Source organism: Streptomyces sp. NPDC005151, assembly GCF_053599875.1.
In genome coordinates, this window is the sequence record NZ_JBSFYR010000047.1 from 1 (window position 1) to 23,408 (window position 23,408).

Here is a 23,408-nt window from a genome sequence, read left to right on the forward strand (position 1 = left end):
CCGCGTCCTGGGCGACCGCACCCCCGCCGAGGCCATGAGACGCTGGTCAAAGGAACTCGCCTACCGCTGATTCGCAACGATCAGTGGAAACCGCCCCGCTTACGGGAGACCCCAGGTGTTAACACTGGAAGAACGCTTACGCCACAGTGCATTCATAGGGTAACTTCGCCGGGAATCGGACCAGTTGATTTCTGTCGAAGGGCCGCTCCACGTGAACCGCCATGAGTTTCTGCGTCACATGCACCGTGTCTACAGGCCCCGGAACTATCTGGAGATCGGGGTAAACGACGGCAGGAGCCTGGCCCTTTCGCGAGTGCCCTCCGTCGCCGTCGACCCGGCCTTCCGCGTGGTGACGGACATCAGCTGCGACGTCCACCTGGTCAAGGCGACGAGCGACGCCTTCTTCGCCCGCAAGGACCCGCTGATGCACCTGCGCAACGGCCGCAACCCGTTTCGCGCACTCGCCCGCCGGGACCCGCTCAATGTGCTCGGCGGGGACCCCAAGCTGGAACTCTCCTTCATCGACGGCATGCATCTCTTCGAGTACGCGTTGCGCGACTTCATGAACGTCGAACGGCATTCCCGCTGGTCGAGCGTGATCGTTCTCGACGACATGCTGCCGCGCAATGTCGACGAGGCGGCCCGGGACCGGCACACCAAATTCTGGACCGGCGATGTCTACAAGGTGGTGCAGGTGCTGCGCCGTTACCGCCCCGACCTGGTGGTCGTCGAGATCGATACGGCACCGACCGGAGTGGTCGCCGTGTTCGGTGCCGATCCGGAGAGCGACATTCTGAAGAACGCGTACGACAAGATTATCGAGGAGTATGTCGTACCCGATCCGCAGGATGTGCCCGAAGAGGTGCTGGTGCGCAAGACCGCAGTCCGGCCCGAGACGCTGCTCGGAGCCGACTTCTGGCCCGCGCTGACCCGGGCCCGCAATCTGCGCCGTCCCCGCTCGGCGTTCACGTCGCTGCGCGGGCGTATCGAGGCCGTCGCGGGCTGACGGCCTCCCCCGCGCTCGGAGAAGCCCCCGTGATCCCTCCCGGACCACGGGGGCTTTCGCTGCGCTGCCGCCCGTTCAGCCGCGGGCGCGCAGCTGCGCGTAGTACGCCCGGCATGCCTCGTACGAAGGAAGCAGGCCCTGCTTCTCGGCCTCGGCCAGCGAAGGGGCGGCAGCGTCCTTCTCCGAGAGCAGCGGGATGATGCCCTCGGGCCACTCGATCGACAGCTCCGGGTCGAGCGGGTCGATGCCGTGCTCACGACCGGGCGCGTACCCCTCGGAGCACAGATAGACGACTGTCGCGTCGTCCGTCAGCGCCATGAACGAGTGGCCGAGCCCCTCGGCGAGGTAGACCGCGTGATGGTCCACGTCGTCGAGGCGCACGGCCTCCCACTGCTTGTACGTGGGGGAGCCGACCCGGATGTCCACGATGACGTCGAGCACCGCGCCGCGCACGCACTTGACGTACTTTGCCTGGCTCGGCGGCACATCGGCGAAGTGGATACCGCGCAGCGTGCCGCGGCGGGAGACCGAGAAATTGGCCTGGGCGAGCTGCAGGCCGTGGCCGGCGGCCTCGCTGAGCTCGGAGGCCCTGAACCACTCGTGGAAGCTGCCGCGAGTGTCCGGGAAGACCTTGGGCTCATGCACCCAGGCGCCTTCGAGAGAGAGCTGCCGCATGCGATCACGTCCTTGTTCCGTGCTGGCTGAGGGGGTGGTCCGGGATCCCGGATCAGCTGGTGAACCGGGCGGCCAGGCGACGCGCCCGCTTGCGGCCGCCGGGCGGGAGCCTGCGGAAGAGCGGGCCGCCGACCGTGCGCAGCGCCCGCCGCAGCGCCGCCTTCCGGCGCTGCGTGCCGACCTCAGCCATGATCGTGGCGTCGACCTCGGGCAGGGCCGGGTCGAGGTGGATCCGGCCGCGGCCGCCGACGGTGACGTCGCAGAGAGGGAGCGCGGGACCGTCCTCGCCGTCGAGCCGGACCGAGAGCTTCCAGTTGCCCGCCGCGATGCCCCGCGTACGTCCGGGCACCGTCAGATGGGCGCGGCCCTCGGTGGGGTGCAGCGAGGTCCGTACCGTGCGGACGGTGCCGGTTGTCCCGTCGGCCGGGCTCAGGACCAGCTGGGCGCCGGAGACGGCGGTGCCGGCGGTGGTGAAGAGGTCCAGCCGCAGCTCCGGCCGGCTGCCCGGCGTGCGCAGCACCGGACGGCCCGCGAGATGGTCGGCCAGCTTCTTGCTGCGGCGGGCGACATCGAGCGTGAGGTTGCCGTGCGGATCGGTGAAGTACGGGATGACAGCGCGCGCCGGGGACCCGAGGGAGGCGGGCAGACAGGCGGTGTCCACCCCTTCGGCGCGGTCGGCGCCGAGCCGGGCCTTGCGGACCAGACCCAGTCCGCGCAGTGGCACCCAGACGTCCCAGAAGCCGCGCGACACCCGTCCGCGGCCCTTGACCGCCTCGGCGGACAGATGGCCGCTGCCGTGCAGGACGACTTCGCAGACGTCGTCGCCGAGCTCTTCCAGCTCCGTGGTGAACGTCGCGGGGCAGGGCCACTCGACGGCCGTCTCGCGGTTGCGGAGCGAGAGTTCGGCGGAGAAGCCGTCGAGGTCGGCGGTGATGTCCAGCAGTCCGCCGTCGGCCTGCAGACCGTCGGCGAGCTCGGGGTGCAGGTAGTAGCGGCCCTCGCGGCGCAGCAGCCGCACCGGGGCCCGGTCCTCGCCGTGGACCAGCCGGGCGCTGACGGTGATCGCGATCCTGCCGTCCGGCTGCCAGGCGAACCTTTCCAGCTGTGCCGCCGCCGTGACGGACGAGGCGAAACGCGCGATGCGGAGGAGACCCTGCCGGTCGTTCTCACGCAGCAGTGTGGACCGCGCCCGCAGGACCGGACCGAGGCCGTCGTGCACCCCGTCGCCCATGAAGTCCGTGGCCAGCGGCCGGATGGCGTCGCACATCTCGTCGTAGAACTCCGGCTGGTAGCGCAGCACCGCCGGCTCGCTGAGCCGGCTGAGCATCTCGACGCGGTAGAAGCGGCGCAGCAGTCGGTCCCGGAATTCTCCCGGTTCCGTGTGGGCCACGACGACGTCGAGGACTTCGCGGAGGTTCCCGTAGTAGCCGGACGGCACGATCCTCGTCGATCCGGCGTTCTTGCCGTCGTCCCGCTTCGAGTAGAAGTAGCAGGTGTACGTGCCCAGGATGGAGACGACCTTGGCCGGGAAGTACGCCTGCATCATGTAGAGCTGGTCCTCCAGGCGGCGCTTCCCCTCGGGGTAGGCGATGCCGTTCGCACGGAGGAATTCCGTACGAAACATCTTGTGCGGCGTGAGGCTGTCGTACAGCGGGGCGTCGTGCAGGGTGCACTTCTCGCGGTTCGTCTTGAACACGCCGTGCGGGACACCGCGGAAGTTGCTGGCCACCTTGCCGATGACAATGTCCGAGCCGTTGCGTCGGCCCATGTCGTACAGCCGCTCCAGGGCGCCGGAGGCGAGATGGTCGTCCTGGTCCAGGAACTGGACGTACTCACCCTTCGCCTCGGCCACTCCGATGTTGCGGGGCTTTCCCGGCCAGCCGGAATTAGGGATGGTGATCACCCGGAAATGAGGATGCTCCGCGGCCAGCTGCTTGAGGCGGTCAGGAGTGTCGTCCGTCGACCCGTCGTTGACGAAGAGGACTTCGAACTCCCGTGCCGGTAGGGTCTGCCGCAGGAGCGAGTCGATGCAGGGTTCGATGAACCTGCCCGGGTTGTATACCGGAATGACGACACTTACTTTAACTGGCATCGCTACTGTCCCATGGCTGATAGAGGCCCTTTGGGCCGACGGCGGGTGCGGGTCCGCGGGCTGCGGAGAACGGCGATCCAGCACCGCCTGCCGTGCACCCTATCGATTGTTGGATGGATGACCTGTCCGGATGGTTGCCCAGGGTGGCGGTCAATGATTCGGCCGCCGAAAGATGCGTACGGATTTGCGAATTATTTGATATGACCGCTGCCGCCGTGGCGCTCCCCGGAGCAGCCGGTCTCCGCTCAACGACCGAAAAAGGGAGAGTGGAGTCCGAATATCGGGAACGCCCTGGGAACGCCCGTTCGGTGCGGCGCCCCACCCGGCTCACGTACCCTGACGGCCAGGAGGCGCAGCCGACGGCGAGGACGGGGACAGTGCACGTGGCAGGGGCAAGGCAGAGCGTGACCGAGGCGCGCAGGATCGTGGTCAAGGTCGGGTCCTCGTCCCTCACCACCGCGGCCGGGGGCCTCGACGCCGACCGGGTCGACGCACTCGTCGATGTGCTCGCCAAGGTCAGGAGCGGCGGGGAGAAGGAGATCGTCCTCGTCTCCTCCGGCGCCATCGCGGCCGGACTCGCCCCGCTCGGCCTGGTGCGCCGGCCCAAGGATTTGGCCAGGCAGCAGGCCGCGGCCAGCGTGGGCCAGGGGCTGCTCGTCGCCCGCTACACCGCCTCCTTCGCGCGGTACGGCGTACGCGTCGGCCAGGTGCTGCTGACCAGCAACGACACCAGCCGCCGCGCCCACTACCGCAACGCCTACCGCACCCTGGACCAGCTCCTGGACATGGGTGCGCTCCCGATCGTCAACGAGAACGACACCGTGGCCACCGACGAGATCCGGTTCGGCGACAACGACCGGCTCGCCGCGCTCGTCGCCCACCTCGTCCGCGCCGACCTGCTGGTCCTCCTCTCCGACGTCGACGGTCTCTACGACGGCGACCCCAGCACCTCCGGCACCACACGCATCGCCGAGGTGACGGGCCCCGCCGACCTGGCGGGCGTCACCATCGGCAGCGCCGGAAAGGCGGGCGTCGGCACCGGCGGCATGGTCACCAAGGTCGAAGCCGCCCGGATCGCCACGGCCGCCGGGGTGCCGGTCGTGCTGACCTCCGCGAGCCGCGCCGCCGACGCCCTCGCGGGCCGCGACACCGGTACGTACTTCCACCGCACCGGACGCCGCTCGGCCGACCGGTTGCTCTGGCTGGCCCACGCCTCCACCCCGCAGGGATGGCTGACCCTGGACGACGGGGCCGTGCGGGCCGTCGTCGAGCGCCACAGCTCGCTCCTGCCGGCCGGGATCGCCGCGGTCGAGGGCGAGTTCACCGCGGGGGACCCGGTGGAGCTGCGCGACCTGCGCGGCCGTCCCGTGGCCCGCGGACTCGTCAACTTCGACGCCAAGGAGATTCCGCAGCTGCTCGGGCGCTCCACCCGTGACCTGGCACGCGAGCTCGGGCCGGCGTACGAGCGCGAGGTCGTACACAGGGACGATCTGGTCCTCCTGCACCACTGACCGGCCCCTGAATCGGCTGAAAGTCCGGACTTCCGGCGGAGACCTTCATGAAAACCGCCCCACGCCCGGCCCGGGACTGGTCAACTTTGTAACGGGGACACAGCGGAGTACAGCACAGCAACGCATTCACAGGAGGCCGCCGGTGAGACGAGCGCGCCCGGGGGCGCCGCCCCGAGGAACGGGTGGCCGCACCCTGACCAGCGTCGGAGCAGGTGCCGGCTTCGACGGGAACCGGCCCGCGGACAGGACCGTCGACGGGGCCACCGACGGAACCACCGGTCCCGAGCCGGTGGGGGTGAAGGAGGAACGCACCCAGTCGAAGCTGTGGCACATCACGCTCAGCGTCTCGGGCACCGAGACTCCGCTGAAGGAGGTCAGACGCGGTCTGGAACAGCTCGCGCACGACCACCCCTTCCTGCTGACCAGCCGGTACGCCAACGACCACGCGGAGATCCGCTACTGGGAGGAGGCCCGCGATCTGCACGACGCGGCGGCGGTCGCGCTGCGGCTGTGGGGCGAGCACCGCTCCAGCGCCAAACTGCCGCCCTGGGAGATCGTCGGCCTGGAGGTCATCGACCGGGAGACGTACCACCAGCGGATCGCCGAGGGATACGGGCCGCCGCCGGCTGCACCGGTCGGGGTCCACCCGTACTGAACCGGCCCGTCCTGGGACGGTTGTCTCGCAGCGCGGGATGCGTGAGGGATGCCCGCAGTGTGCGCACTACCCTGCGGGCATGACCACGCTTTCGCCGTACGACAACATGTCCCCGGTCGCCCAGGCCGCCTACCGGGCACGCTCTGCCGCCGCCGACATCGCGCCACTGCCGCGTGCGGCCAAGGACGACGCGCTGCTGGCGATCGCGGACGCGCTGGAAGTGCGGACGAGCGAGATCGTCGAGGCCAACGCCGAGGACGTCGCCCGCGCCCGCGAGGCCGGCACCAGCGAGTCGGTCGTCGACCGGCTCACCCTCACCCCCGAGCGGATCCGGGCCATCGCCGCCGATGTGCGGCACGTGGCGGCCCTGCCCGACCCGGTCGGCGAAGTGGTGCGCGGCTCGACCCTGCCCAACGGCATCGACCTGCGCCAGGTCCGGGTGCCGCTCGGCGTCGTCGGGATCATCTACGAGGCCCGGCCCAATGTGACGGTGGACGCCGCGGCGCTCTGCCTGAAGTCCGGCAACGCCGTCCTCCTGCGCGGCTCGTCGTCCGCGTACGCCTCCAACACCGCACTCGTCCGGGTGCTGCGCGACGCGGTCGGAGGTTCCGGGCTGCCGGCCGACGCGGTGCAGCTGGTGCCGGGCGAGAGCCGCGACTCGGTACGTGAACTGATGCGGGCCCGTGGTCTCGTCGACGTACTGATCCCGCGCGGCGGCGCCTCGCTGATCCGTACGGTCGTGGAGGAATCGACAGTTCCGGTCATCGAGACCGGAACCGGCAACTGCCACGTGTACGTGGACGCCCAGACCGACCTCGACATGGCCGTCGACATCCTGATCAACTCCAAGGCCCAGCGCCCGAGCGTCTGCAACTCCGCTGAGACGCTGCTGGTCCACAAGGACATCGCCGCGGAGTTCCTGCCCCGGGCCCTGGACGCGCTGGCCGACGCAGGGGTGACGGTCCACGGTGACGAGCGGGTGCTGGAGTACGCCGACGGGTCCAAGGCCACCGTCGTGGCGGCGACACCCGAGGACTGGGAGACCGAGTACCTCTCGTACGACATCGCGGCAGCCGTCGTCGAATCGCTGGACGCGGCGGTGGCACACATCCGGCTCTGGTCCTCGGGCCACACCGAGGCGATCGTCACCACCTCGCAGGCCGCCGCCCGCCGGTTCACCCAACTGGTGGATTCCACGACGGTCGCCGTAAATGCGTCCACCCGGTTCACCGACGGCGGGCAGTTCGGGTTCGGTGCGGAAATCGGGATCTCCACGCAGAAGCTGCATGCCAGGGGCCCGATGGGGCTGCCCGAGCTGACCTCGACGAAGTACATCGTGACCGGTGACGGTCACGTTCGGTGATCTCCGGCCCCGGCGATTTAGCGCTCTCCCTGCCCAAATCGACCCGCCGGGGCTACGCTGAAGCTGTGCCGGACGACGTGGGGGGCAGGCCGTTCCCGGACGGCTGGGAGCCCGACGACGACCGCGGGGGCGCGGACGAGGACTTCGCCTCCGTGGTGTTCGACGAGGACTTCGTCCGGGCTGCAGAGTTCCATGAACCCACTGCGGTGGAGCGGCTGATGGCCGCTGCCGAGGCGCGTGCCGAGGCCGAGGCGCGCCGAGCCCGCGCAGGCGGCGGCCCCGGCGACGACGAGTTCTTCGACGACGGGTACGGCCCGGGCGGCGGCTACGGCCGCGGAAGCCCCTACGGCGACCCGTTGGACCCCGACGGGCTGGGCGACTACGACAACGGCCCCTACGGGCGCCACGGCGGCGCCCTGCGCCCCTACCGGGGTGCCGCACGCTGGCACCGGCCGGTGGCCTGGCTGCTCGCGCTGCTGATGGGCATCGGCATGGTCGCGCTGGCCTTCAGCGCGGTCTACCGGGGCGCCTCCGCCAACCGGCAGGACCAGGTGCCGCCGCCCGCCTCGACCGGCGTGGACAGCGCACCGGGTGTCGATGCCACCCCGTCCGCCCCCTCCGGCTATTCCCGGCCTGCGGTCTCCGCGGTGCCGCGCACGCCCTGAAGCGAAGTCGCCCCGGCGCATGAGAACCCGGCCCGAGTTCTCACCCGCCAGGGCGTTTACCTTCTTGGCAATCGACCTACTCTGAAGGTGTGACCCCTCCCCCCCGGAGGGGGCTTCTCACTCGTCCGCACAGGCGAACTCGTGACGGACAGGCCCTGCCCGAGGCCTATCGGCCGAAGCAGAGCGTAACGTGTCGGCCTCGGCCGGTGACGTGGAGTCGGGAGAAGTCATGGCAGGCCGTGAAGAACCGCCAGAAGGAGCGTCCGGGAACGCAGCCGGTGGCGGCGAGGACGAGTACCGATCCGTCGTCTTCGACGAGTCGTTCGTCCGTGCTGCCCGGCTCCAGGAATTCTCCGCCCAGGAACGCATGGGCGAGCACGCCCGCGCTGTACGCAGCCTCCCCGCCCGGCACCTGCGCACCGGCTCCCGGGCCTTCCTGGCCCTCGTCGTCCTCATAGCCCTGGCCTTCGCGGCGGCCGTCTACGTGGGCTTCCGGCATCCGTACCAGGCGCCCGTCGGCCGACGGGCCGAGGCACTCCGCTCGACCGTCATACCCCTGGCGCCCCGCGGCGACGTGCCCGGCGGCACGGCCGCCGGTCTCTTCGCCACCAGCCCCGCCGCACAGTTCCGGACAGGTGCCTCAGGCATCAACTTCCCGATGGTCCGGCGGACGGACAACTTCTCGGACAGTCAGGTGATCACCGCCCTGACCACGGTCAAGGACTACCTGGTCGCGTCCTCCCTCGACCCCGACGTCCTCACCGGCGGCGCGATACGGCCGGTGAAGCTCCTGCTCGACCCGGACCAGGTGAGTCAGTTCGACCGGAGCATGAGCCGGCCGGACGACGACGGGCAGCACACCGCGGCCGGCTGGCTGGTGCGGTTCGACCCGGCGAAGGTGGCACTGGCCGACCCGGGCATTCGGGTCCAGGGCACCCTGGCCTACTCGGAGGAGGCGTCCGACACCCTGGAGGTGGTGTCGGACCACACCTTCACGTACGCCCTGCGCCCGGCCGTATCCGGCCCCCAACGGGCAGGCGGCGTCTCCCTGTTCACCGTCCGGCGCGAGCTGCACTTCCGCTTCGACCGGGAGGACCTGCGGCTGCACCGGCTGGAGCTGCGGACCAGCTACGTCCAGGCCGGACCGCAGGCCTGCTCGGCCGACACGACCGGCGCACTGCGTCCGCTGCTCGCCGGCCAGCGGGCGGTATCCCGCGGACCGGCGGGCACCGACCCGTACGCCACGGGCAGGCCCGCTGGGGCGCTCTGCGGGGCGCTGGAGCTCAGCGCCCGCCCGTCCCGGGCTCCTGTGGGCTCTAGCTCTCCGGGTCTTCCGGCCCCGACTGCCGGGTCTCTTCGGAGCCACCCGTAGCGCCACCCTTGCCGGCCGAGCCACCGCCGCCGGTGAACTTGTCGCGGAGCTTGCCGCCCAGGTCCCCGGCGCCGCCCGCTATGTCGCCGACGAGCTTCATCAGCGGATCCTTGCTGGTGCGCACCGAATCGGCGTAATGCGAGGCGGACTCCCGGAACGAGTCCGTCACCGAGGCGTCCTTGTCCTCGTCACGCCGCGGGTAGTGGCCATCCATGATCCGCTGGTAGTCGCGGCTCTCGGACCACTTCTTCAGCTCGGCCGCGCGCACCGTGGTGAAGGGGTGGGAGCGGGGCAGCATATTGAGGATCTTGAGCACGGAGTCGCGCAGGTCGCCGCCCTTCTCGTACTCGTCCGCCTGGGCGAGGAAGGCGTCCACGTTCATCTCGTGCAGATGGTTGCCACCGGCGATCTTCATCAGGCCGCGCATCGACGCCTGCAGATCCTGGCCGACCAGCAGTCCCGCCCGGTCCGAGGAAAGCTCCGACTTGCGGAACCACTCGCGCAGCGCCGTCACGATTGCCATGATCGCGACATTGCCGAGCGGAATCCAGGCGACCTTCAGCGCAAGACTGGTGAGGAACAGCAGAATCGTGCGGTACACGGCGTGGCCGGAGAGGGCGTGTCCCACCTCGTGGCCGACGACCGCCCGCATCTCCTCCTCGTCGAGCAGCTCCACCAGCCCCGTCGTCACCACGATGATCGGCTCGTCGAGACCGATACACATGGCATTGGGCTTCGGGTCCTGGGTGACGTACATCGGCGGGACCTTCTCCAGGTCCAGGATGTAACAGGCGTCGCGCAGCATGTCGTTGAGATGGACGAACTGGGCGTCGCTCACCCGGACGGAGTCGGAGAGGAAGAGCAGCCGCAGACTGCGCTCGGGGAGCAGTCCGCTGAGAGCCTTGAACACTGTGTCGAACCCGCTCAGCTTGCGCAGGGCCACCAGGGCCGAGCGGTCCGCCGGGTGTTCGTACGCCCGGGACGAGATGCCGGCGAAACGCCTGCGCTGCCTGCTCGGCACGTTCTCGTGACTCGTGTGGCTGCTGTCGGTCATGGATGGCCCCCTGTTCGTGCGAGACGTCGCTCGCCCCCTGACACATCCCAGCGTAGGTGCTGGGGCTACGGTGTGCGGGGGGCTGTGGATAACTGAGGAGACGCCCAACATGCCGCACACCGTTGCTCTGCTCGCCGCCGCACCCGATGACCAGGGCCCGGGCAACACCATCCGGATCGTGCTGCTCGCCTCGCTCATCGGCGCGGCGCTGCTCGCGTGGTTCCTGCTCCGCGGATACCGCAACGACGACAACAACAACGACTGAGTCGGCGTGAGCGTGCCCGGGGCACCCGCATACGATGTCCGCGACGTCTTCCTTCCGACTCCCGATCGATAGGTCCTGCCGAAGATGAGCCTCACAAGCACCGCGCACCAGCTGGTCACTCTCGCCTCCGAGGGCGGCGAGCACGGTGGTAACCACGAAAGCCTCAACCCGTACCTGACCGGTGGCGGTGCGTTCGTCGTGCTGCTGCTCCTGCTGTGGATCACCACCCGCTTCAACCGCGACCGCTGAGGCCGAGGCGTACAGCTGTGCCAGTAGGCTCTGCACGCATGGGAGAGCAGGAAGTGCCTACCGGTGCCGCAAAGCGCCGACTCGGCGTTATGGGCGGGACGTTTGACCCGATTCATCACGGACACCTGGTGGCGGCCAGCGAGGTGGCCGCCCGGTTCCACCTCGACGAGGTGGTCTTCGTCCCGACCGGGCAGCCGTGGCAGAAGAGCCACAAGAATGTGTCCCCGGCCGAGGACCGCTATCTGATGACAGTCATCGCGACGGCGTCCAACCCGCAGTTCTCGGTCAGCCGCAGCGACATCGACCGTGGCGGACCGACGTACACGATCGATACGCTGCGGGACCTTCACGCCATCCACGGCGACGCGGACCTCTTCTTCATCACCGGCGCCGACGCGCTCTCCCAGATCCTCACCTGGCGGGACGCCGAGGAGCTGTTCTCGCTGTCCCACTTCATCGGTGTGACGCGGCCGGGGCATGTGCTCACGGACGACGGGCTGCCGGAGGGCGGTGTCTCCCTCGTGGAGGTCCCCGCGCTCGCGATCTCGTCCACGGACTGCCGTGAGCGGGTCGCGCACGGGGATCCCGTCTGGTACCTGGTGCCCGACGGCGTGGTCCGATACATCGACAAGCGCCAGCTGTACCGCGGCGAATGAGCCACGGAGAGGGGGACCGGTGAACGACCGACAGAACCCGTACGACCCGTACTACCAGCAGCCGCAGATCGTCGGCTACGACGAGTACGGGCAGCCGGTGTATCAGCAGCCCGGGCAGCAGCAGGAACAGCAGCCGCAGCAGTACGACCCGTACACGCAGCAGCAGGGGCAGCAGGCGCAGCAAGGGTACGGATACGACCCGTACGGCCGGCAGCAGCCGCCGCCGCAGCAGCAGCCGCAGCAGCCGCAGCCCCAGCAGTACGACCCGTATGCCTCCCAGCAGCAGGGTTATGGCTACGACGGGTACGGCTACGACACCGGCCGGCAGCCGGCCGCGGTCGACACCACGGCGCAGTGGAACATCCCGCAACAGGCTCCCGCGCCGGCGCCCGTATCCGCCCCTCAGCAGCCCGAACCGCGGCCCGGGTTCGACGTGGATCCCGAGCCGGCCGTTCCGGAGCAGCGCCGCGCGGATCGTGACCACGGCACCGGGCAGTTCTCCTTCATCGAGGAGCCCGACGAGGACTCCGAAGACGTCATCGACTGGCTGAAGTTCACCGAGAGCCGCAGCGAGCGACGCGAGGAGGCACGGCGACGCGGCCGCAACCGGATGGTCGCGCTCGTCGTCGTGGTGGCCCTCGTCGTCGTCGGCGGTGTCGGCTACCTCTGGTCCGCGGGCAAACTCCCGGGCCTCGGTGGCTCGGAGAAGAAGAACACCGCGACGACGGGTCCGCAGCAGCGCGACGTCATCGTGGTCCATCTGCACAACACCAAGAAGGGCGGCACCTCCACGGCGCTGCTCGTCGACAACGTCACCAGCAAGCAGGGGACCACGGTCCTGCTCCCCAACTCGCTCGCCGTCTCCGACGACGAGGGCAACACGACCACCCTTGGCAAATCCGTCGACGACGACGGTTCGACCGGCACCCGCGAGTCGATCGACACGTTGCTCGGCACCAAGATCTCCGGTACGTGGCGGCTGGACACCCCGTACCTGGAGAACCTCGTCGACCTGGTCGGCAACATCGAGGTCGACACCGACACCGATGTACCCGACACCAAGAAGGACGTGTCCCCCCTCGTGAAGAAGGGCGAGGCACAGACCCTGAGCGGGCAGATGGCCGTCGCGTACGCCACCTACCGGGGCCCCGGTGAGGCCGAGGCGAAGCAGCTCATGCGGTTCGGGCAGGTCATGCGCGGCGTGCTGCGGAAGATCTCGGACGATCCGAAGGCCGCCACGGTCACTGTGCAGACGCTGGCGCAGATCCTCGACCCGTCGCTGCTGGAGCAGGACCTCGGCGCGTCCCTGGCGAAGCTCGCCAAACACGCCAAGATCGGCGACTACAAGACGGCGCTGCTGCCGGTGCAGGCCGACGGAACCCTGACCGACGCGGCCACCGAGAGCGTCGTCAAGGACGTCCTCGGCGGCATGGTGAAGGCACCGGACCAGGACGCGGCCGTGCGGGTCGGGGTCAGGAACGGCACCGGGAACGCGGGCGGTACGGAGTCCGCCCGGATCGAGCTGGTCAATGGTGGCTATGCCTTCGTCGGCGGCGGGAACACAGGCACCGAGGCGTTGTCCGAGGTCCTCTACCGCGATGCGGCCGACAAGGAGAAGGCGACCCAGGTCGCCAAGACCCTGGGCCTGACGGTGAGCGCGGTGAAGCGGGGCAAGCCGGCCGCGAACGCGGATGTGTCCGTCGTTCTCGGTCAGGACTACAAGATCAAATAGTCGGGCTCCACCTCCTGGACGACCTCCAGGAACGATCTTCGGAAGATCGCTGCGTGGGCTGTCGGCGGTCCGTGAGACCCTAGAGGTTGATCTGACCGCCGACGAAAGCCTGCTTGTGACCGCCACGGACCGCTCCATCGAGCTCATCAACGCCGCCGCTCAGGCGGCCGCCGACCGGCTCGCGCACGACATCATTGCGTACGACGTCAGCGACGTGCTGTCGATCACGGACGCCTTCCTGCTGGCCTCGGCCCCCAACGACCGCCAGGTCAAGTCGATCGTCGACGAGATCGAGGAGCGGCTTCAGAAGGAGCTCGGGGTCAAGCCGGTGCGCCGTGAGGGTGACCGCGACGCCCGCTGGATCCTCCTCGACTACGTCGACATCGTGATCCACGTCCAGCACAGCGAGGAGCGCGTCTTCTACGCGCTGGAGCGCCTGTGGAAGGACTGCCCCGAGATCGCGCTGCCCGAGGACGCCGTCAAGACCCGGGGGAAGGCCGAGGAGCACGCCCAGCTCACCGGCGGCATGGAAGGTGACCAGAGCTGAACGGCAGCAGCAGCGGCAGGGGCCGCAGGATCGTCCTCTGGCGGCACGGCCAGACGGCGTGGAACCTGGAGCGGCGATTCCAGGGCTCCACGGACATCGAGCTCACCGAGAACGGCGTCGGGCAGGCCCACCGGGCCGCCCGGCTGCTCGCCTCGCTGAAGCCGGATGCCATCGTCGCCTCCGATCTGCGGCGGGCGGCGGCCACGGCCGCCGAGCTCGCCGCGATCACCGGGCTCGACATCACCCATGAAGCGGGACTGCGCGAGACCTACGCGGGTGCCTGGCAGGGCCTCACCCACGAAGAGATCGTCGAGCAGTACGGCGAGCAGTACGCCGCGTGGAAGCGGGGCGAGCCCGTGCGGCGCGGCGGCGGCGAACTGGAGACCGAGGTCGCCGACCGGGCCGCCCCCGTCGTGCTCGATCACGCCGGCAAGCTGCCCGACGGCGGCACGCTCGTCGTGGTCAGCCACGGCGGCACCATCCGCACCACCATCGGGCGGCTGCTCGGCCTGGAAGCGCGCCACTGGGAAGGGCTGGGCGGGCTCTCCAACTGCTGCTGGTCGGTGCTGGGCGAGGGCGCGCGCGGCTGGCGCCTGCTGGAGCACAACGCGGGCACCCTGCCCGAACCCGTGCTCGGCGACGACGCCTAGTCCTGTCGCCTCCCCGGGGCGCCCCACGGCGGTACCCGGAGGCCCACTCCGGACGGCGTCGGCCGGATTTCACTTTCTGGCTGGTCACAGGCTAAAGTTCTTCTTGTTCGCAGCGCGGAAACGCAGGGAAACACAGCGAACAGCGGGGCTATAGCTCAGTTGGTAGAGCGCCTGCATGGCATGCAGGAGGTCAGGAGTTCAATTCTCCTTAGCTCCACAATCAGGATCCCGTCCCCGGAAGGGGGCGGGATCTTTGCGTTCCCCAGGTATTCCTGGATCCGGCTGTGTTCCTGCACGCGTGCGGCCACTCACCCTTGGCGGCGGCGGCGCAGCGCCGCGACCTGCTCCGTGCTCTCCTCGTCAGCGGGTGTGTACGCCACGATCCGGCACTCCGGAAGCCCGTTGATGGACAGTGACACCGACGTCATCCGTATCTCGCGCTCCGCTGCCCAGTGACGGAACGTCTTCACCCGCGGACCCGGCGGGGCGACATCCCCGCTCCGCCAGAGCTCGGCGAAGTACGGGCCAGCCGCGGAGAGCCGCTCCACCAATGACTCCCAGGCCAGCTTGCCGGTATGGCGCCCGTAGGCCCCGCGCAGCGTCGCCACCATGATCGGCAACTCCTGGGTCCGGTGCACGACCGGGCAGTCCTCCTCAGGCACCGTGAACAGCCCCCACAGCACGTTCCGTGCCCCCGACTCCGTCAGCGCGGGCACGTTGAACAGGTCGAGGTAGGCGGCATTGGTGGCGAGGACGTCGTACCTCGCGTTGTAGACGGCCGCGGGATGCGGGTCGAGGGCGTCGATGATGCCCTGGATCTCCGGGCCGACCTCGATCGTGTCGGCCTGCCTGCCCGGCGCGTACGCCACCTCCGCCAGCTGATAGCTCGGCGACTGCGCAGGAAGGCGGCGAGCTCCGACCGCCGACGGTGCGACCGATGTCGCCGCCGGGCTGGCCGGTTCGGGGCCGGATTTCGCTCGTGGTCCTGCGTGTTCTGCGTGTTGTGCTGTGTCGTCACCGTCGTCACACCGTTCCTGAGCAGTGAGCAGGAGTGAGCCCTGCGCACTGGCACGCCCCGAACGGTTTTGGGCGCACTGGTCGTCCGCTTTCGTAACCGGGCGGCGACACGGATCCTGTCCGTGGTCCGAGCCGGAAGGGCAGAGTCCCTCACGACCTGGCCATATGGACGCGGCCAGAGGCGACGGGGAGGCCCTGAACCATCTCGCTGGTGGAGCAGGGGCCCCGCACGCTGGCGCCGCGCCCGGCGTCCCAGATCGCGCTGATCACGTTACCCCGATCAGCCCAGACCACCACAAGCCCACGAGCCGACCATCACACGATCGAGTTAAACCGTCCTCGTGCGCCACTCACCGGCAAGCAGTTACCAACCCCCATGGTCGGTGCCCCGCGGCGGAGTTGCCAGGTGCTGCCAGTACCAGCATCGGCGGGCTCTCGTTAACCGTATGAGGTCGGCGGCACGCTTCGGGTCATGGCATCGGCATCCGAGGCAACTCCGCGTTCCGTACCCAGTAAAGACGGCACCACTGACAACGGCGTCACGGACGGACGTCCCGGCCGGCTGCTCGCCCTGGTCCTGGCCGCCCAGTTCATGGCCCTGCTCGACACCTTCATCGTCAATGTCGCCGCCCCGACGATCCGCACTGAACTCGGCGCCTCCGGCGCCGGGTTACAGCTCGCCGTGGCCGGCTACACCATTACGTACGCCGTTCTGCTGATCACCGGCGCCAGGCTCGGGGGGCTGCTCGGCCACGGTCGTGCCCATCTGGCCGGGCTCACGGTCTTCACCGCCGCCTCACTCGCCTGCGGACTGGCCGCGGACGCCGGATAGTTGATCGCCTTCCGGCTGATCCAGGGGATGGGTGCGGCGGTGATGATTCCGCAGGTGCTCAGCCTGATCCAGCGGCACTTCACCGGTGCGGCGCGCATCCGGAGAAACGGCTGGCCGCGGGCGGCGGCGCACCCCTGATCGCCCTCAGGGTGCTGCGTATTCCCGGAATCGCGTCGGCGGCGCTGCGGATTCTGCTGGTGATGGCGATCAACGCGGGCTTCCTCTTTGCGATGACGCTGCACGTCCAGGGCGGTCTCGGTTACTCGGCGCTGCGTGCCGGGCTGATGTTCGCACCGACCGCGGTGGTCTTCGGCGCGGTCGGGCTGACCTGGCGCCGGTGGTCGGCGGGTCTCCAAAGGGGGCTGGTTCCGGGCGGGTTCGTCCTGGTGGCCGTCGCCTCGGCGGGGGCCGGGCTGGTGATGCGCGACGGCGGGGACGGTGGATTCATGCTGTATGCGGCTTTGGTCGTCATGGGGATGGGCATGTCGCTGGCATTCAGTCCCCTCCTCACCCGCGCGCTGGCCAACGTACGGCCCGAGGACGCCGCCGATGCGAGTGGTGTGCTGGTGACCGTCACCCAGCTGGGTCAGCTCATCGGTGTCGCGACGTTCGGCACGCTGTATCTCAACCGCCTTGATACACCAGGGGCGCACGGGTTCGGCCATGCGCTGTGGGTGTGCGCCCTCGCGCTGTCGGCGGCCGCGATCGTGGGCGTGTCGGTCGGTCTCGTAGGGCGTCGGCAGCGGGGCGATTCTCAGCAGGGCTGACCCCCTTGCGGGGTCATGGCAGAATCGGACCGCCGGAGGGGGCGACGGACCGAACGGGAGGGAGCGCGCGATGCCTGCGAGCCGCCACGAGGTCGCGGACCTGCCCCTTGTTCCCGGAGTTCCTGACGTTCCCGAAGTTCCCGAAGAGAACGGCGGAACCTCCCGCATGTGCACGGCCCGCGGCCACGGCCGGAGCTGACCCATGGGTGCACACAGGCGGAAGTGCGACTGGTGCGGCAGCGGTACGCCCATTGTCCGGGACATGGATCCGATCAATGCCGAGTACCAGTACTGGTGCGAGGAGTGTGCGCGGGCGCTGATCATAAAAGGCGACCCGATCGAGACGTATCGGGAGCTGGAGGGGGAGCCGATCTACGGACGGCTGTTGGAGGAGCACTGCACCCTGAAGCGCTTCTACTCCTTCGCGACCGCCTGAGCATCCGGTTGCACAACCTTCCCGAATTGGGGCAATTCGGCTCCTGTGGGAATCGATTTGGTGGTGGGCCGGGGTGACCGTGTAATGTTCTCGATGTCGCCAGGGAGACCGGGCGGAACGCAGCACGGGGCTATAGCTCAGTTGGTAGAGCGCCTGCATGGCATGCAGGAGGTCAGGAGTTCAATTCTCCTTAGCTCCACAGGGAAGTAACAGGAAGCGGGTCATCCGAATCGGATGGCCCGCTTTCTGTCTGTGCAGGTCAAGCGGATCTTGCGATGAGGGTTCATTGGGGCGACTCCGAATGGTTCGGCAAAGCGCTCCCGTTGCCGCATGCTAAGTCGCTCCATACCGGCCAGTGCGGGGTTTGAGCGGTTGCCCCGATAGGGGGCGTTACGCGGAGTAACCCCCGCTTCCCGGACGTTCCGCCGTGGCCCGGTGCGTGTTCCGCCGCCGCCTCGCCGGCGCTCCGGCCGTCAGCCGTCGTCCACGGAGCGGAATCGCCCGGCTGCGCTCCGGGCCCGTGCGGTATCCTGACGCCATGCGTGCCGTACGCCTTCTGCTTAGCGAGCCGCGCTGATCAGTCCCGACCGGTGTGAACGCCTGGTTGGAATCGGCGCGGCGTCCCCTCCTGTGCGAGGGGCTTTTTCGTTTCCGTAAGCGCTGGCAGATGACGATCGATGGAGCTTTGAGGATCATGAGCGAGACGAATTCCGCAGTCGACGTGGCTGCGCCGCACCGCTATACGGCGGCGATGGCCGCCGACATCGAGGCACGCTGGCAGGACTTCTGGGACGCCCACGGCACGTACGAGGCGCCGAACCCGACGGGCGATCTGGCGGGCGACGCGGAGCTGGCCGCCCGGCCGAAGAAGTTCATCATGGACATGTTCCCGTACCCCTCCGGTGCGGGCCTGCACGTCGGTCACCCGCTGGGCTACATCGCCACCGATGTCTTCGCCCGCCACCAGCGCATGACCGGGCACAACGTGCTGCACACCCTGGGCTTCGACGCCTTCGGCCTGCCGGCGGAGCAGTACGCCGTACAGACCGGTACGCATCCGCGCGCCTCCACCGAGGCCAACATGGTCAACATGAAGTCCCAGCTGCGCCGGCTGGGCCTGGGCCACGACAAGCGCCGCTCGTTCGCGACGATCGAGGCGGAGTACTACAAGTGGACCCAGTGGATCTTCCTGCAGATCTTCAACTCCTGGTACGACACCGAGGCGGACCGGGCCCGGCCGATCGCCGACCTGGTCGCGCAGTTCGAGAACGGTGAGCGCCCGACCCCGGACGGCCGCGACTGGAGCGCGCTGAGCGCCGCCGAGCGCGCCGATGTCCTGGGCGAGTACCGCCTGGCGTACGCCTCCGAGGCCCCCGTCAACTGGTCGCCGGGGCTGGGCACCGTACTGGCCAATGAAGAGGTGACGGCCGACGGCCGTTCCGAGCGCGGAAACTTCCCCGTCTTCAAGGCCAAGCTGCGCCAGTGGAACATGCGCATCACCGCCTACGCCGACCGGTTGCTGAACGACCTGGACGGGCTGGACTGGCCCGAGGCGATCAAGCTGCAGCAGCGCAACTGGATCGGGCGTTCCGAAGGTGCGCGCGTCGACTTCCCCGTCGACGGCGCTGGTGACATCACTGTCTTCACCACCCGCCAGGACACCCTGTTCGGCGCCACGTACATGGTGCTGGCGCCCGAGCACGAGCTGGTGGAGCGAATCATTCCGGCCGCCTGGCCCGAGGGCACCCACCCGGTGTGGACCGGCGGACACGCGTCCCCGGCCGAGGCCGTCACCGCGTACCGCAAGCAGGCCGCCGCCAAGTCCGATGTGGAGCGCCAGGCCGAGGCCAAGGACAAGACCGGTGTCTTCACCGGTGCGTACGCGACCAACCCGGTCAGCGGCGAGAAGGTGCCCGTCTTCATCGCCGACTACGTCCTGATGGGCTACGGCACCGGCGCGATCATGGCCGTACCGGCGCACGACGCGCGCGACTTCGCGTTCGCGCGCGCCTTCGAGCTGCCGATGCGCTGCGTTGTCGAGCCGTCGGACGACCGCGGTACGGACACTTCCACGTGGGACGACGCGTTCGCCTCGTACGACGCGAAGCTGGTCAACTCCGCCAACGACGAGATCTCGCTGGACGGCCTGGGTGTCGTCGACGCCAAGGCGAAGATCACCGAGTGGCTGAAGGCGAAGGGCCTGGGCGAGGGGACCGTCAACTTCCGGCTGCGCGACTGGCTGTTCAGCCGCCAGCGCTACTGGGGCGAGCCCTTCCCGCTCGTCTACGACGAGGACGGCATCGCCCACCCGCTGCCCGAGTCGATGCTGCCGCTGGAGCTGCCGGAGGTCGACGACTACTCGCCGCGCACCTTCGACCCGGAGGACGCCGACACCCAGCCCGAGACTCCGTTGTCCCGGAACGCCGACTGGGTCAACGTCACGCTGGACCTGGGCGACGGCAACGGCCCGAAGAAGTACCGCCGCGAGACCAACACCATGCCCAACTGGGCCGGTTCCTGCTGGTACGAGCTGCGCTACCTGGACCCGAACAACGACCGGAAGCTGGTCGACCCGGCGATCGAGCAGTACTGGATGGGGCCGCGCGAGGGTCAGCCGACCGGTGGTGTCGACCTGTACGTGGGCGGCGCCGAGCACGCCGTGCTGCACCTGCTGTACGCCCGCTTCTGGTCCAAGGTCCTCCACGACCTGGGGCACATCTCGTCGGCGGAGCCGTTCCACAAGCTGTACAACCAGGGCATGATCCAGGCCTTCGTCTACCGGGACAGCCGCGGCATCGCGGTCCCGGCGGCCGAGGTCGAGGAGCGCGACGGCACGTTCTACCACCAGGGTGAGAAGGTCAGCCGCGTCCTGGGCAAGATGGGGAAGTCCCTGAAGAACGCCGTCACGCCCGACGAGATCTGCGCCGAGTACGGGGCGGACACGCTGCGTCTGTACGAGATGGCGATGGGCCCGCTGGACGTGTCGCGTCCGTGGGACACGCGCGCCGTCGTCGGCCAGTACCGGCTGCTGCAGCGGCTGTGGCGCAACATCGTCGACGAGGAGACCGGTGAGGTCACCGTCGTGGACGCCGAGCCCGGCGAGGACACGCTGCGCGCGCTGCACAAGGCCATCGACGGCGCCGGCCAGGACATGGCCGGGATGCGCTTCAACACCGCCATCGCCAAGGTCACCGAGCTGAACAACCACCTGACCAAGGTGGGCGGCCCGCTGTCGCGGTCCGTCGCCGAGCGGCTGGTGCTGCTGGTCGCACCGCTGGCGCCGCACATCGCCGAGGAGCTGTGGCGCCGGCTGGGCCACACCGAGTCGGTCGTGCACCAGGACTTCCCGGTAGCCGATCCGGCGTACGTCGTGGACGAGACCGTGACCTGCGTGGTGCAGGTCAAGGGCAAGGTCAAGGCGCGGCTGGAGATCTCCCCGTCGATCTCGGACGAGGATCTGGAGGCGCTGGCCCTGGCCGACCCGGCGGTGGTCGCGGCCCTGGACGGGGCCGGGATCCGCAAGGTGATCGTGCGGGCGCCGAAGCTGGTCAACATCGTCCCCGCGTGACGGTCCCGGTTTGCGGCTGACCGCCGGTTGTCGTACGGCGGTGTGAGGGCTTTCCCCTACGGGCAGGTTGGGGGTTCCGACGGAACCCACGGCCTGCCCGTTCCGTTTACGGTTGAGGGGCCGGTACTCGGCAGCCGAACCGACATCAAGGGGCGTCATGGAAGCCGTGATCCTGATTCTGGGGCTAGGGCTGCTCTTTGTCGCGCTCATGGCCCTGGGCGTCTATGTGAGCGTCAAGGTCATCGGCGCGGCGAAGCGCGGCGTGGACCGCACGATCACGCAGGCGCGCCGCACCGTCGAGGACACCACGCTGCGGGCGAAGAGCTATGGCCAGCCGGGCGTGGCCGGTGAGCTGGCGCAGCTCCGGCTCGCGCTGCGTACGTCGATGCGGGCCACGCAGGAGGCGCTGCAGACAGGAGTGGCCGAGGACGCCTCGCTGTCGGAGTCGCTGGGGCTGTTCCAGCGGCTGAGCGTCCACGGGCGGGAGCTCGACGAGGAGCTGAAGAGGCTGGAGCGCGAGCCCGACCGGGCGACGGTCGCCTCGCTGCTGCCCGGGCTGAAGCAGCGCACGCAGCGGATCACGCACTCCGCGGAGTCGCTGCGGTGGGCCGCGCGCGACCGGGCACGGCAGTTCGCCGACGACGATCTGGCGGCGCTGAACACGCAGATCGACGTGGAGGCGGGGGCGCTGCGGCACTGGACGGTGGAGGAGCCCGTGGAGCCTTCGGCGGGGGCGGACGCCCGTGCCGAAGGGCGGGCCGACGCCGGTGCGGGGGCACGCCAGGGCGGGGACGGACGGGCGTGGAGTGCGCCGGTCGGCGAGGAGGGGCCGGAGGCGCTCACGGCTCGGGATCCTCGGGGGCAGACGGGCTATCCGTGGCAGAAGGCCGCGCGGCCCGAGACGAAGAACTGAGGCGGCGGGGCGGACCCGACCGGGGGACTTCGGTCGCGCGCATGGGCGGCTGCGGGCGGTTCCGGGCACGGTACGCACGCGTGTGGCCGTCGGGTCAGGTCCGGGCGTGCACGGGCGTGTGGCCGTCGGGTCAGGTCCGGGCGTGCACGGGCGTGTGGCCGTCGGGTCAGGCTCGAACCGACGTGACTGGTGGTGGCAGGATGCGCCCTGAAGCGATCGGATGTGATCACTCGCTCAGGGGCGGACTGCCGAGCCACCGCCCCGGCAGGTAACCTCCCGCTCATGTCCCGCCATGTCGCGATCGTCACCGATTCCACGGCCCACCTGCCGCCCCAGACGATGGAGCGGCATGGCATCACCGCAGTGCCCCTGACCGTCGTCCTCGGCGATCAGGCGCTGGAGGAGGGCACCGAGATCTCGGCCCGCTCCCTCGCGCTGGCACTCCAGAAACGCCGACCCGTGACGACATCCCGGCCCAGCCCCGAGGTCTTCGCCGCGGTGTACCGGGCGGCGGCCGAGGCGGGCGCAACCGGCATCGTCTCGCTGCACCTCTCGGCCGAACTCTCGGGTACGTACGATGCCGCGCTGCTCGCCGCGAAGGACGCTCCGGTGCCGGTGCGGGTCGTGGACACCGGGATGGTGGCCATGGCCCTGGGATTCTGCGCCCTGGCGGCGGCGGAGACGGCGGAGGGGGGCGGCAGCCTGGACGAGGCGGTCGCGGCCGCCGAGAAGCGGGCCGCGGGCACCTCCGCGTACTTCTACGTCGACACGCTGGACTATCTCCGCCGCGGTGGACGCATCGGCGCGGCCCAGGCCCTGCTGGGGTCGGCGCTCGCGGTGAAGCCGCTGCTGCAGCTGGACGGCGGCCGTATCGAGCTGCTGGAGAAGGTGCGGACGGCCTCGAAGGCGATCGCACGGCTGGAGGAGATCGTCGTCGAGCGGGCGGGCACGGGCCGGGTGGACATCGCCGTGCACCACTTGGCAGCGCCCGAGCGCGCCGAGCGACTGGCCGAGAGGTTGCGCGTGCGAGTCCCGGGACTGGCCGAACTGCATGTCAGCGAGGTGGGTGCCGTGATCGGTGCGCACACCGGCCCGGGTCTGCTGGGAGCAGTGGTTTCGCCGCGTTGATCTCACTCCTGGGAGTGAGCGAGATATCCACAACTGGTCGGTTGTCCACCGGATGCGGGCCTGCTCAGCGGGTTCGGGCACATGTGCCTAGCGTCGTGAGGCATGGCTCCCCGATCACATCGTGCAAGCAGCGGAAGTGGACCCGGCCGCGCTGCGGCCTCGGACGTGCGGGACCGACGCAGGCCCGGTGCGGGCCAAGGTGTTGATCCCGGGTCCGGTCCTGGACCCGGTCCCGGCCCCGGGCGGCGACGGCCT

General features: G+C 69.5%; 20 protein-coding genes, 2 tRNA genes and 1 pseudogene. 19 read left to right on the forward strand and 4 right to left on the reverse strand.

The window, feature by feature from the left end; genetic code table 11:
• The first annotated feature begins 211 nt into the window (after positions 1-211).
• The gene (locus tag ACWD6R_RS23645; RefSeq protein WP_451820516.1) at positions 212-1,006 is read left to right on the forward strand and encodes a class I SAM-dependent methyltransferase; all 795 of its coding nucleotides are present in this window, start codon (positions 212-214) and stop codon (positions 1,004-1,006) included.
• Positions 1,007-1,081: 75 nt separating this feature from the next.
• On the opposite strand, the gene ACWD6R_RS23650 is transcribed toward ACWD6R_RS23645, so the two are convergent.
• Both ACWD6R_RS23650 and ACWD6R_RS23655 read right to left on the reverse strand, forming a co-directional pair.
• Positions 1,082-1,681: a dTDP-4-dehydrorhamnose 3,5-epimerase family protein gene (locus tag ACWD6R_RS23650; protein ID WP_451820517.1), complete on the reverse strand. Its 600-nt coding sequence runs from the start codon at positions 1,679-1,681 to the stop codon at positions 1,082-1,084.
• A 52-nt stretch (positions 1,682-1,733) separates the two neighbouring features.
• Positions 1,734-3,773 (reverse strand): glycosyltransferase family 2 protein, encoded by a 2,040-nt coding sequence (locus tag ACWD6R_RS23655; protein ID WP_451820518.1) that lies wholly within the window; start codon positions 3,771-3,773, stop codon positions 1,734-1,736.
• 404 nt (positions 3,774-4,177) lie between these two features.
• On the opposite strand from ACWD6R_RS23655, the gene proB reads away from it, so the two are divergent.
• From proB to ACWD6R_RS23680, 5 genes are all read left to right on the forward strand, one after another.
• Positions 4,178-5,284, forward strand: a complete 1,107-nt coding sequence (gene proB / locus ACWD6R_RS23660) for a glutamate 5-kinase (RefSeq protein WP_451820555.1) — start codon at positions 4,178-4,180, stop codon at positions 5,282-5,284.
• A gap of 142 nt (positions 5,285-5,426) precedes the next feature.
• Entirely contained in the window at positions 5,427-5,939 is a 513-nt protein-coding gene (locus tag ACWD6R_RS23665) for a hypothetical protein (protein WP_451820519.1), read from the forward strand.
• A gap of 79 nt (positions 5,940-6,018) precedes the next feature.
• Positions 6,019-7,302, forward strand: a complete 1,284-nt coding sequence (locus tag ACWD6R_RS23670; protein ID WP_451820520.1) for a glutamate-5-semialdehyde dehydrogenase — start codon at positions 6,019-6,021, stop codon at positions 7,300-7,302.
• A 65-nt stretch (positions 7,303-7,367) separates the two neighbouring features.
• Complete coding sequence (locus ACWD6R_RS23675) at positions 7,368-7,967, forward strand: SCO2584 family spore wall biosynthesis protein (RefSeq protein WP_451820521.1); 600 nt, start codon at positions 7,368-7,370, stop codon at positions 7,965-7,967.
• A gap of 229 nt (positions 7,968-8,196) precedes the next feature.
• A complete protein-coding gene (locus ACWD6R_RS23680) occupies positions 8,197-9,339 on the forward strand; it encodes an SCO2583 family membrane protein (protein ID WP_451820522.1) in 1,143 nt (380 codons plus the stop codon).
• Here ACWD6R_RS23680 and ACWD6R_RS23685 read toward each other — a convergent pair.
• Positions 9,284-10,393 (reverse strand): M48 family metallopeptidase, encoded by a 1,110-nt coding sequence (locus ACWD6R_RS23685; RefSeq protein WP_451820523.1) that lies wholly within the window; start codon positions 10,391-10,393, stop codon positions 9,284-9,286. The two genes, ACWD6R_RS23680 and ACWD6R_RS23685, sit on opposite strands and share 56 nt — an antisense overlap.
• A 109-nt stretch (positions 10,394-10,502) precedes the next feature.
• On the opposite strand from ACWD6R_RS23685, the gene ACWD6R_RS23690 reads away from it, so the two are divergent.
• The 7 genes from ACWD6R_RS23690 to ACWD6R_RS23720 all read left to right on the forward strand — a co-directional run bounded on the left by ACWD6R_RS23690 (position 10,503) and on the right by ACWD6R_RS23720 (position 14,709).
• The gene (locus tag ACWD6R_RS23690; protein ID WP_451820524.1) at positions 10,503-10,658 is read left to right on the forward strand and encodes a hypothetical protein; all 156 of its coding nucleotides are present in this window, start codon (positions 10,503-10,505) and stop codon (positions 10,656-10,658) included.
• 84 nt (positions 10,659-10,742) lie between these two features.
• A complete protein-coding gene (locus tag ACWD6R_RS23695; RefSeq protein ID WP_358859065.1) occupies positions 10,743-10,907 on the forward strand; it encodes a hypothetical protein in 165 nt (54 codons plus the stop codon).
• A 38-nt stretch (positions 10,908-10,945) separates the two neighbouring features.
• Complete coding sequence (gene nadD, locus ACWD6R_RS23700; protein WP_451820525.1) at positions 10,946-11,563, forward strand: nicotinate-nucleotide adenylyltransferase; 618 nt, start codon at positions 10,946-10,948, stop codon at positions 11,561-11,563.
• Positions 11,564-11,582: 19 nt separating this feature from the next.
• Positions 11,583-13,295, forward strand: coding sequence for an LCP family protein (locus ACWD6R_RS23705; RefSeq protein WP_451820526.1), 1,713 nt, complete (start codon positions 11,583-11,585; stop codon positions 13,293-13,295).
• A 115-nt stretch (positions 13,296-13,410) separates the two neighbouring features.
• Entirely contained in the window at positions 13,411-13,842 is a 432-nt protein-coding gene (rsfS, locus tag ACWD6R_RS23710; RefSeq protein ID WP_393299085.1) for a ribosome silencing factor, read from the forward strand.
• Complete coding sequence (locus ACWD6R_RS23715; RefSeq protein ID WP_451820556.1) at positions 13,839-14,492, forward strand: histidine phosphatase family protein; 654 nt, start codon at positions 13,839-13,841, stop codon at positions 14,490-14,492. Before rsfS ends, ACWD6R_RS23715 begins: the two co-directional genes overlap by 4 nt.
• Positions 14,493-14,636: 144 nt before the next feature.
• Positions 14,637-14,709, forward strand: a tRNA-Ala gene (locus ACWD6R_RS23720).
• Positions 14,710-14,800: 91 nt separating this feature from the next.
• Here the strand turns inward: ACWD6R_RS23720 and ACWD6R_RS23725 are convergent.
• Positions 14,801-15,361: an MmyB family transcriptional regulator gene (locus ACWD6R_RS23725; protein WP_451820527.1), complete on the reverse strand. Its 561-nt coding sequence runs from the start codon at positions 15,359-15,361 to the stop codon at positions 14,801-14,803.
• A gap of 740 nt (positions 15,362-16,101) precedes the next feature.
• Between ACWD6R_RS23725 and ACWD6R_RS23730 the strand changes: the two are divergent.
• The 6 genes and pseudogenes from ACWD6R_RS23730 to ACWD6R_RS23755 all read left to right on the forward strand — a co-directional run bounded on the left by ACWD6R_RS23730 (position 16,102) and on the right by ACWD6R_RS23755 (position 23,153).
• Positions 16,102-17,108 (forward strand): annotated as a pseudogene (locus tag ACWD6R_RS23730) (MFS transporter).
• Between the two features lie 202 nt (positions 17,109-17,310).
• Positions 17,311-17,544 (forward strand): hypothetical protein, encoded by a 234-nt coding sequence (locus ACWD6R_RS23735; RefSeq protein ID WP_018487125.1) that lies wholly within the window; start codon positions 17,311-17,313, stop codon positions 17,542-17,544.
• Between the two features lie 126 nt (positions 17,545-17,670).
• Positions 17,671-17,743, forward strand: a tRNA-Ala gene (locus tag ACWD6R_RS23740).
• Positions 17,744-18,238: 495 nt separating this feature from the next.
• Positions 18,239-21,112 (forward strand): leucine--tRNA ligase, encoded by a 2,874-nt coding sequence (leuS, locus tag ACWD6R_RS23745; protein WP_451820528.1) that lies wholly within the window; start codon positions 18,239-18,241, stop codon positions 21,110-21,112.
• 157 nt (positions 21,113-21,269) lie between these two features.
• Positions 21,270-22,025, forward strand: a complete 756-nt coding sequence (locus ACWD6R_RS23750; protein ID WP_451820529.1) for a hypothetical protein — start codon at positions 21,270-21,272, stop codon at positions 22,023-22,025.
• A gap of 282 nt (positions 22,026-22,307) precedes the next feature.
• On the forward strand, positions 22,308-23,153 hold the full coding sequence (locus tag ACWD6R_RS23755) for a DegV family protein (protein ID WP_451820530.1): 846 nt from the start codon (positions 22,308-22,310) through the stop codon (positions 23,151-23,153).
• The last annotated feature ends 255 nt before the right edge of the window (positions 23,154-23,408 follow it).

Excerpts from the sequence above, each read along its gene's own strand:
- ACWD6R_RS23650 (WP_451820517.1), bottom strand. The coding sequence starts at position 1,681 with ATGCGGCAGCTCTCTCTCGAAGGCGCCTGGGTGCATGAGCCCAAGGTC.
- ACWD6R_RS23655 (WP_451820518.1), bottom strand. The coding sequence starts at position 3,773 with ATGCCAGTTAAAGTAAGTGTCGTCATTCCGGTATACAACCCGGGCAGG.
- ACWD6R_RS23670 (WP_451820520.1), top strand. The coding sequence starts at position 6,019 with ATGACCACGCTTTCGCCGTACGACAACATGTCCCCGGTCGCCCAGGCC.
- ACWD6R_RS23680 (WP_451820522.1), top strand. The coding sequence starts at position 8,197 with ATGGCAGGCCGTGAAGAACCGCCAGAAGGAGCGTCCGGGAACGCAGCC.
- ACWD6R_RS23685 (WP_451820523.1), bottom strand. The coding sequence starts at position 10,393 with ATGACCGACAGCAGCCACACGAGTCACGAGAACGTGCCGAGCAGGCAG.
- ACWD6R_RS23690 (WP_451820524.1), top strand. The coding sequence starts at position 10,503 with ATGCCGCACACCGTTGCTCTGCTCGCCGCCGCACCCGATGACCAGGGC.
- ACWD6R_RS23695 (WP_358859065.1), top strand. The coding sequence starts at position 10,743 with ATGAGCCTCACAAGCACCGCGCACCAGCTGGTCACTCTCGCCTCCGAG.
- nadD (WP_451820525.1), top strand. The coding sequence starts at position 10,946 with ATGGGAGAGCAGGAAGTGCCTACCGGTGCCGCAAAGCGCCGACTCGGC.
- ACWD6R_RS23735 (WP_018487125.1), top strand. The coding sequence starts at position 17,311 with ATGGGTGCACACAGGCGGAAGTGCGACTGGTGCGGCAGCGGTACGCCC.
- leuS (WP_451820528.1), top strand. The coding sequence starts at position 18,239 with ATGAGCGAGACGAATTCCGCAGTCGACGTGGCTGCGCCGCACCGCTAT.
- ACWD6R_RS23750 (WP_451820529.1), top strand. The coding sequence starts at position 21,270 with ATGGAAGCCGTGATCCTGATTCTGGGGCTAGGGCTGCTCTTTGTCGCG.
- ACWD6R_RS23755 (WP_451820530.1), top strand. The coding sequence starts at position 22,308 with ATGTCCCGCCATGTCGCGATCGTCACCGATTCCACGGCCCACCTGCCG.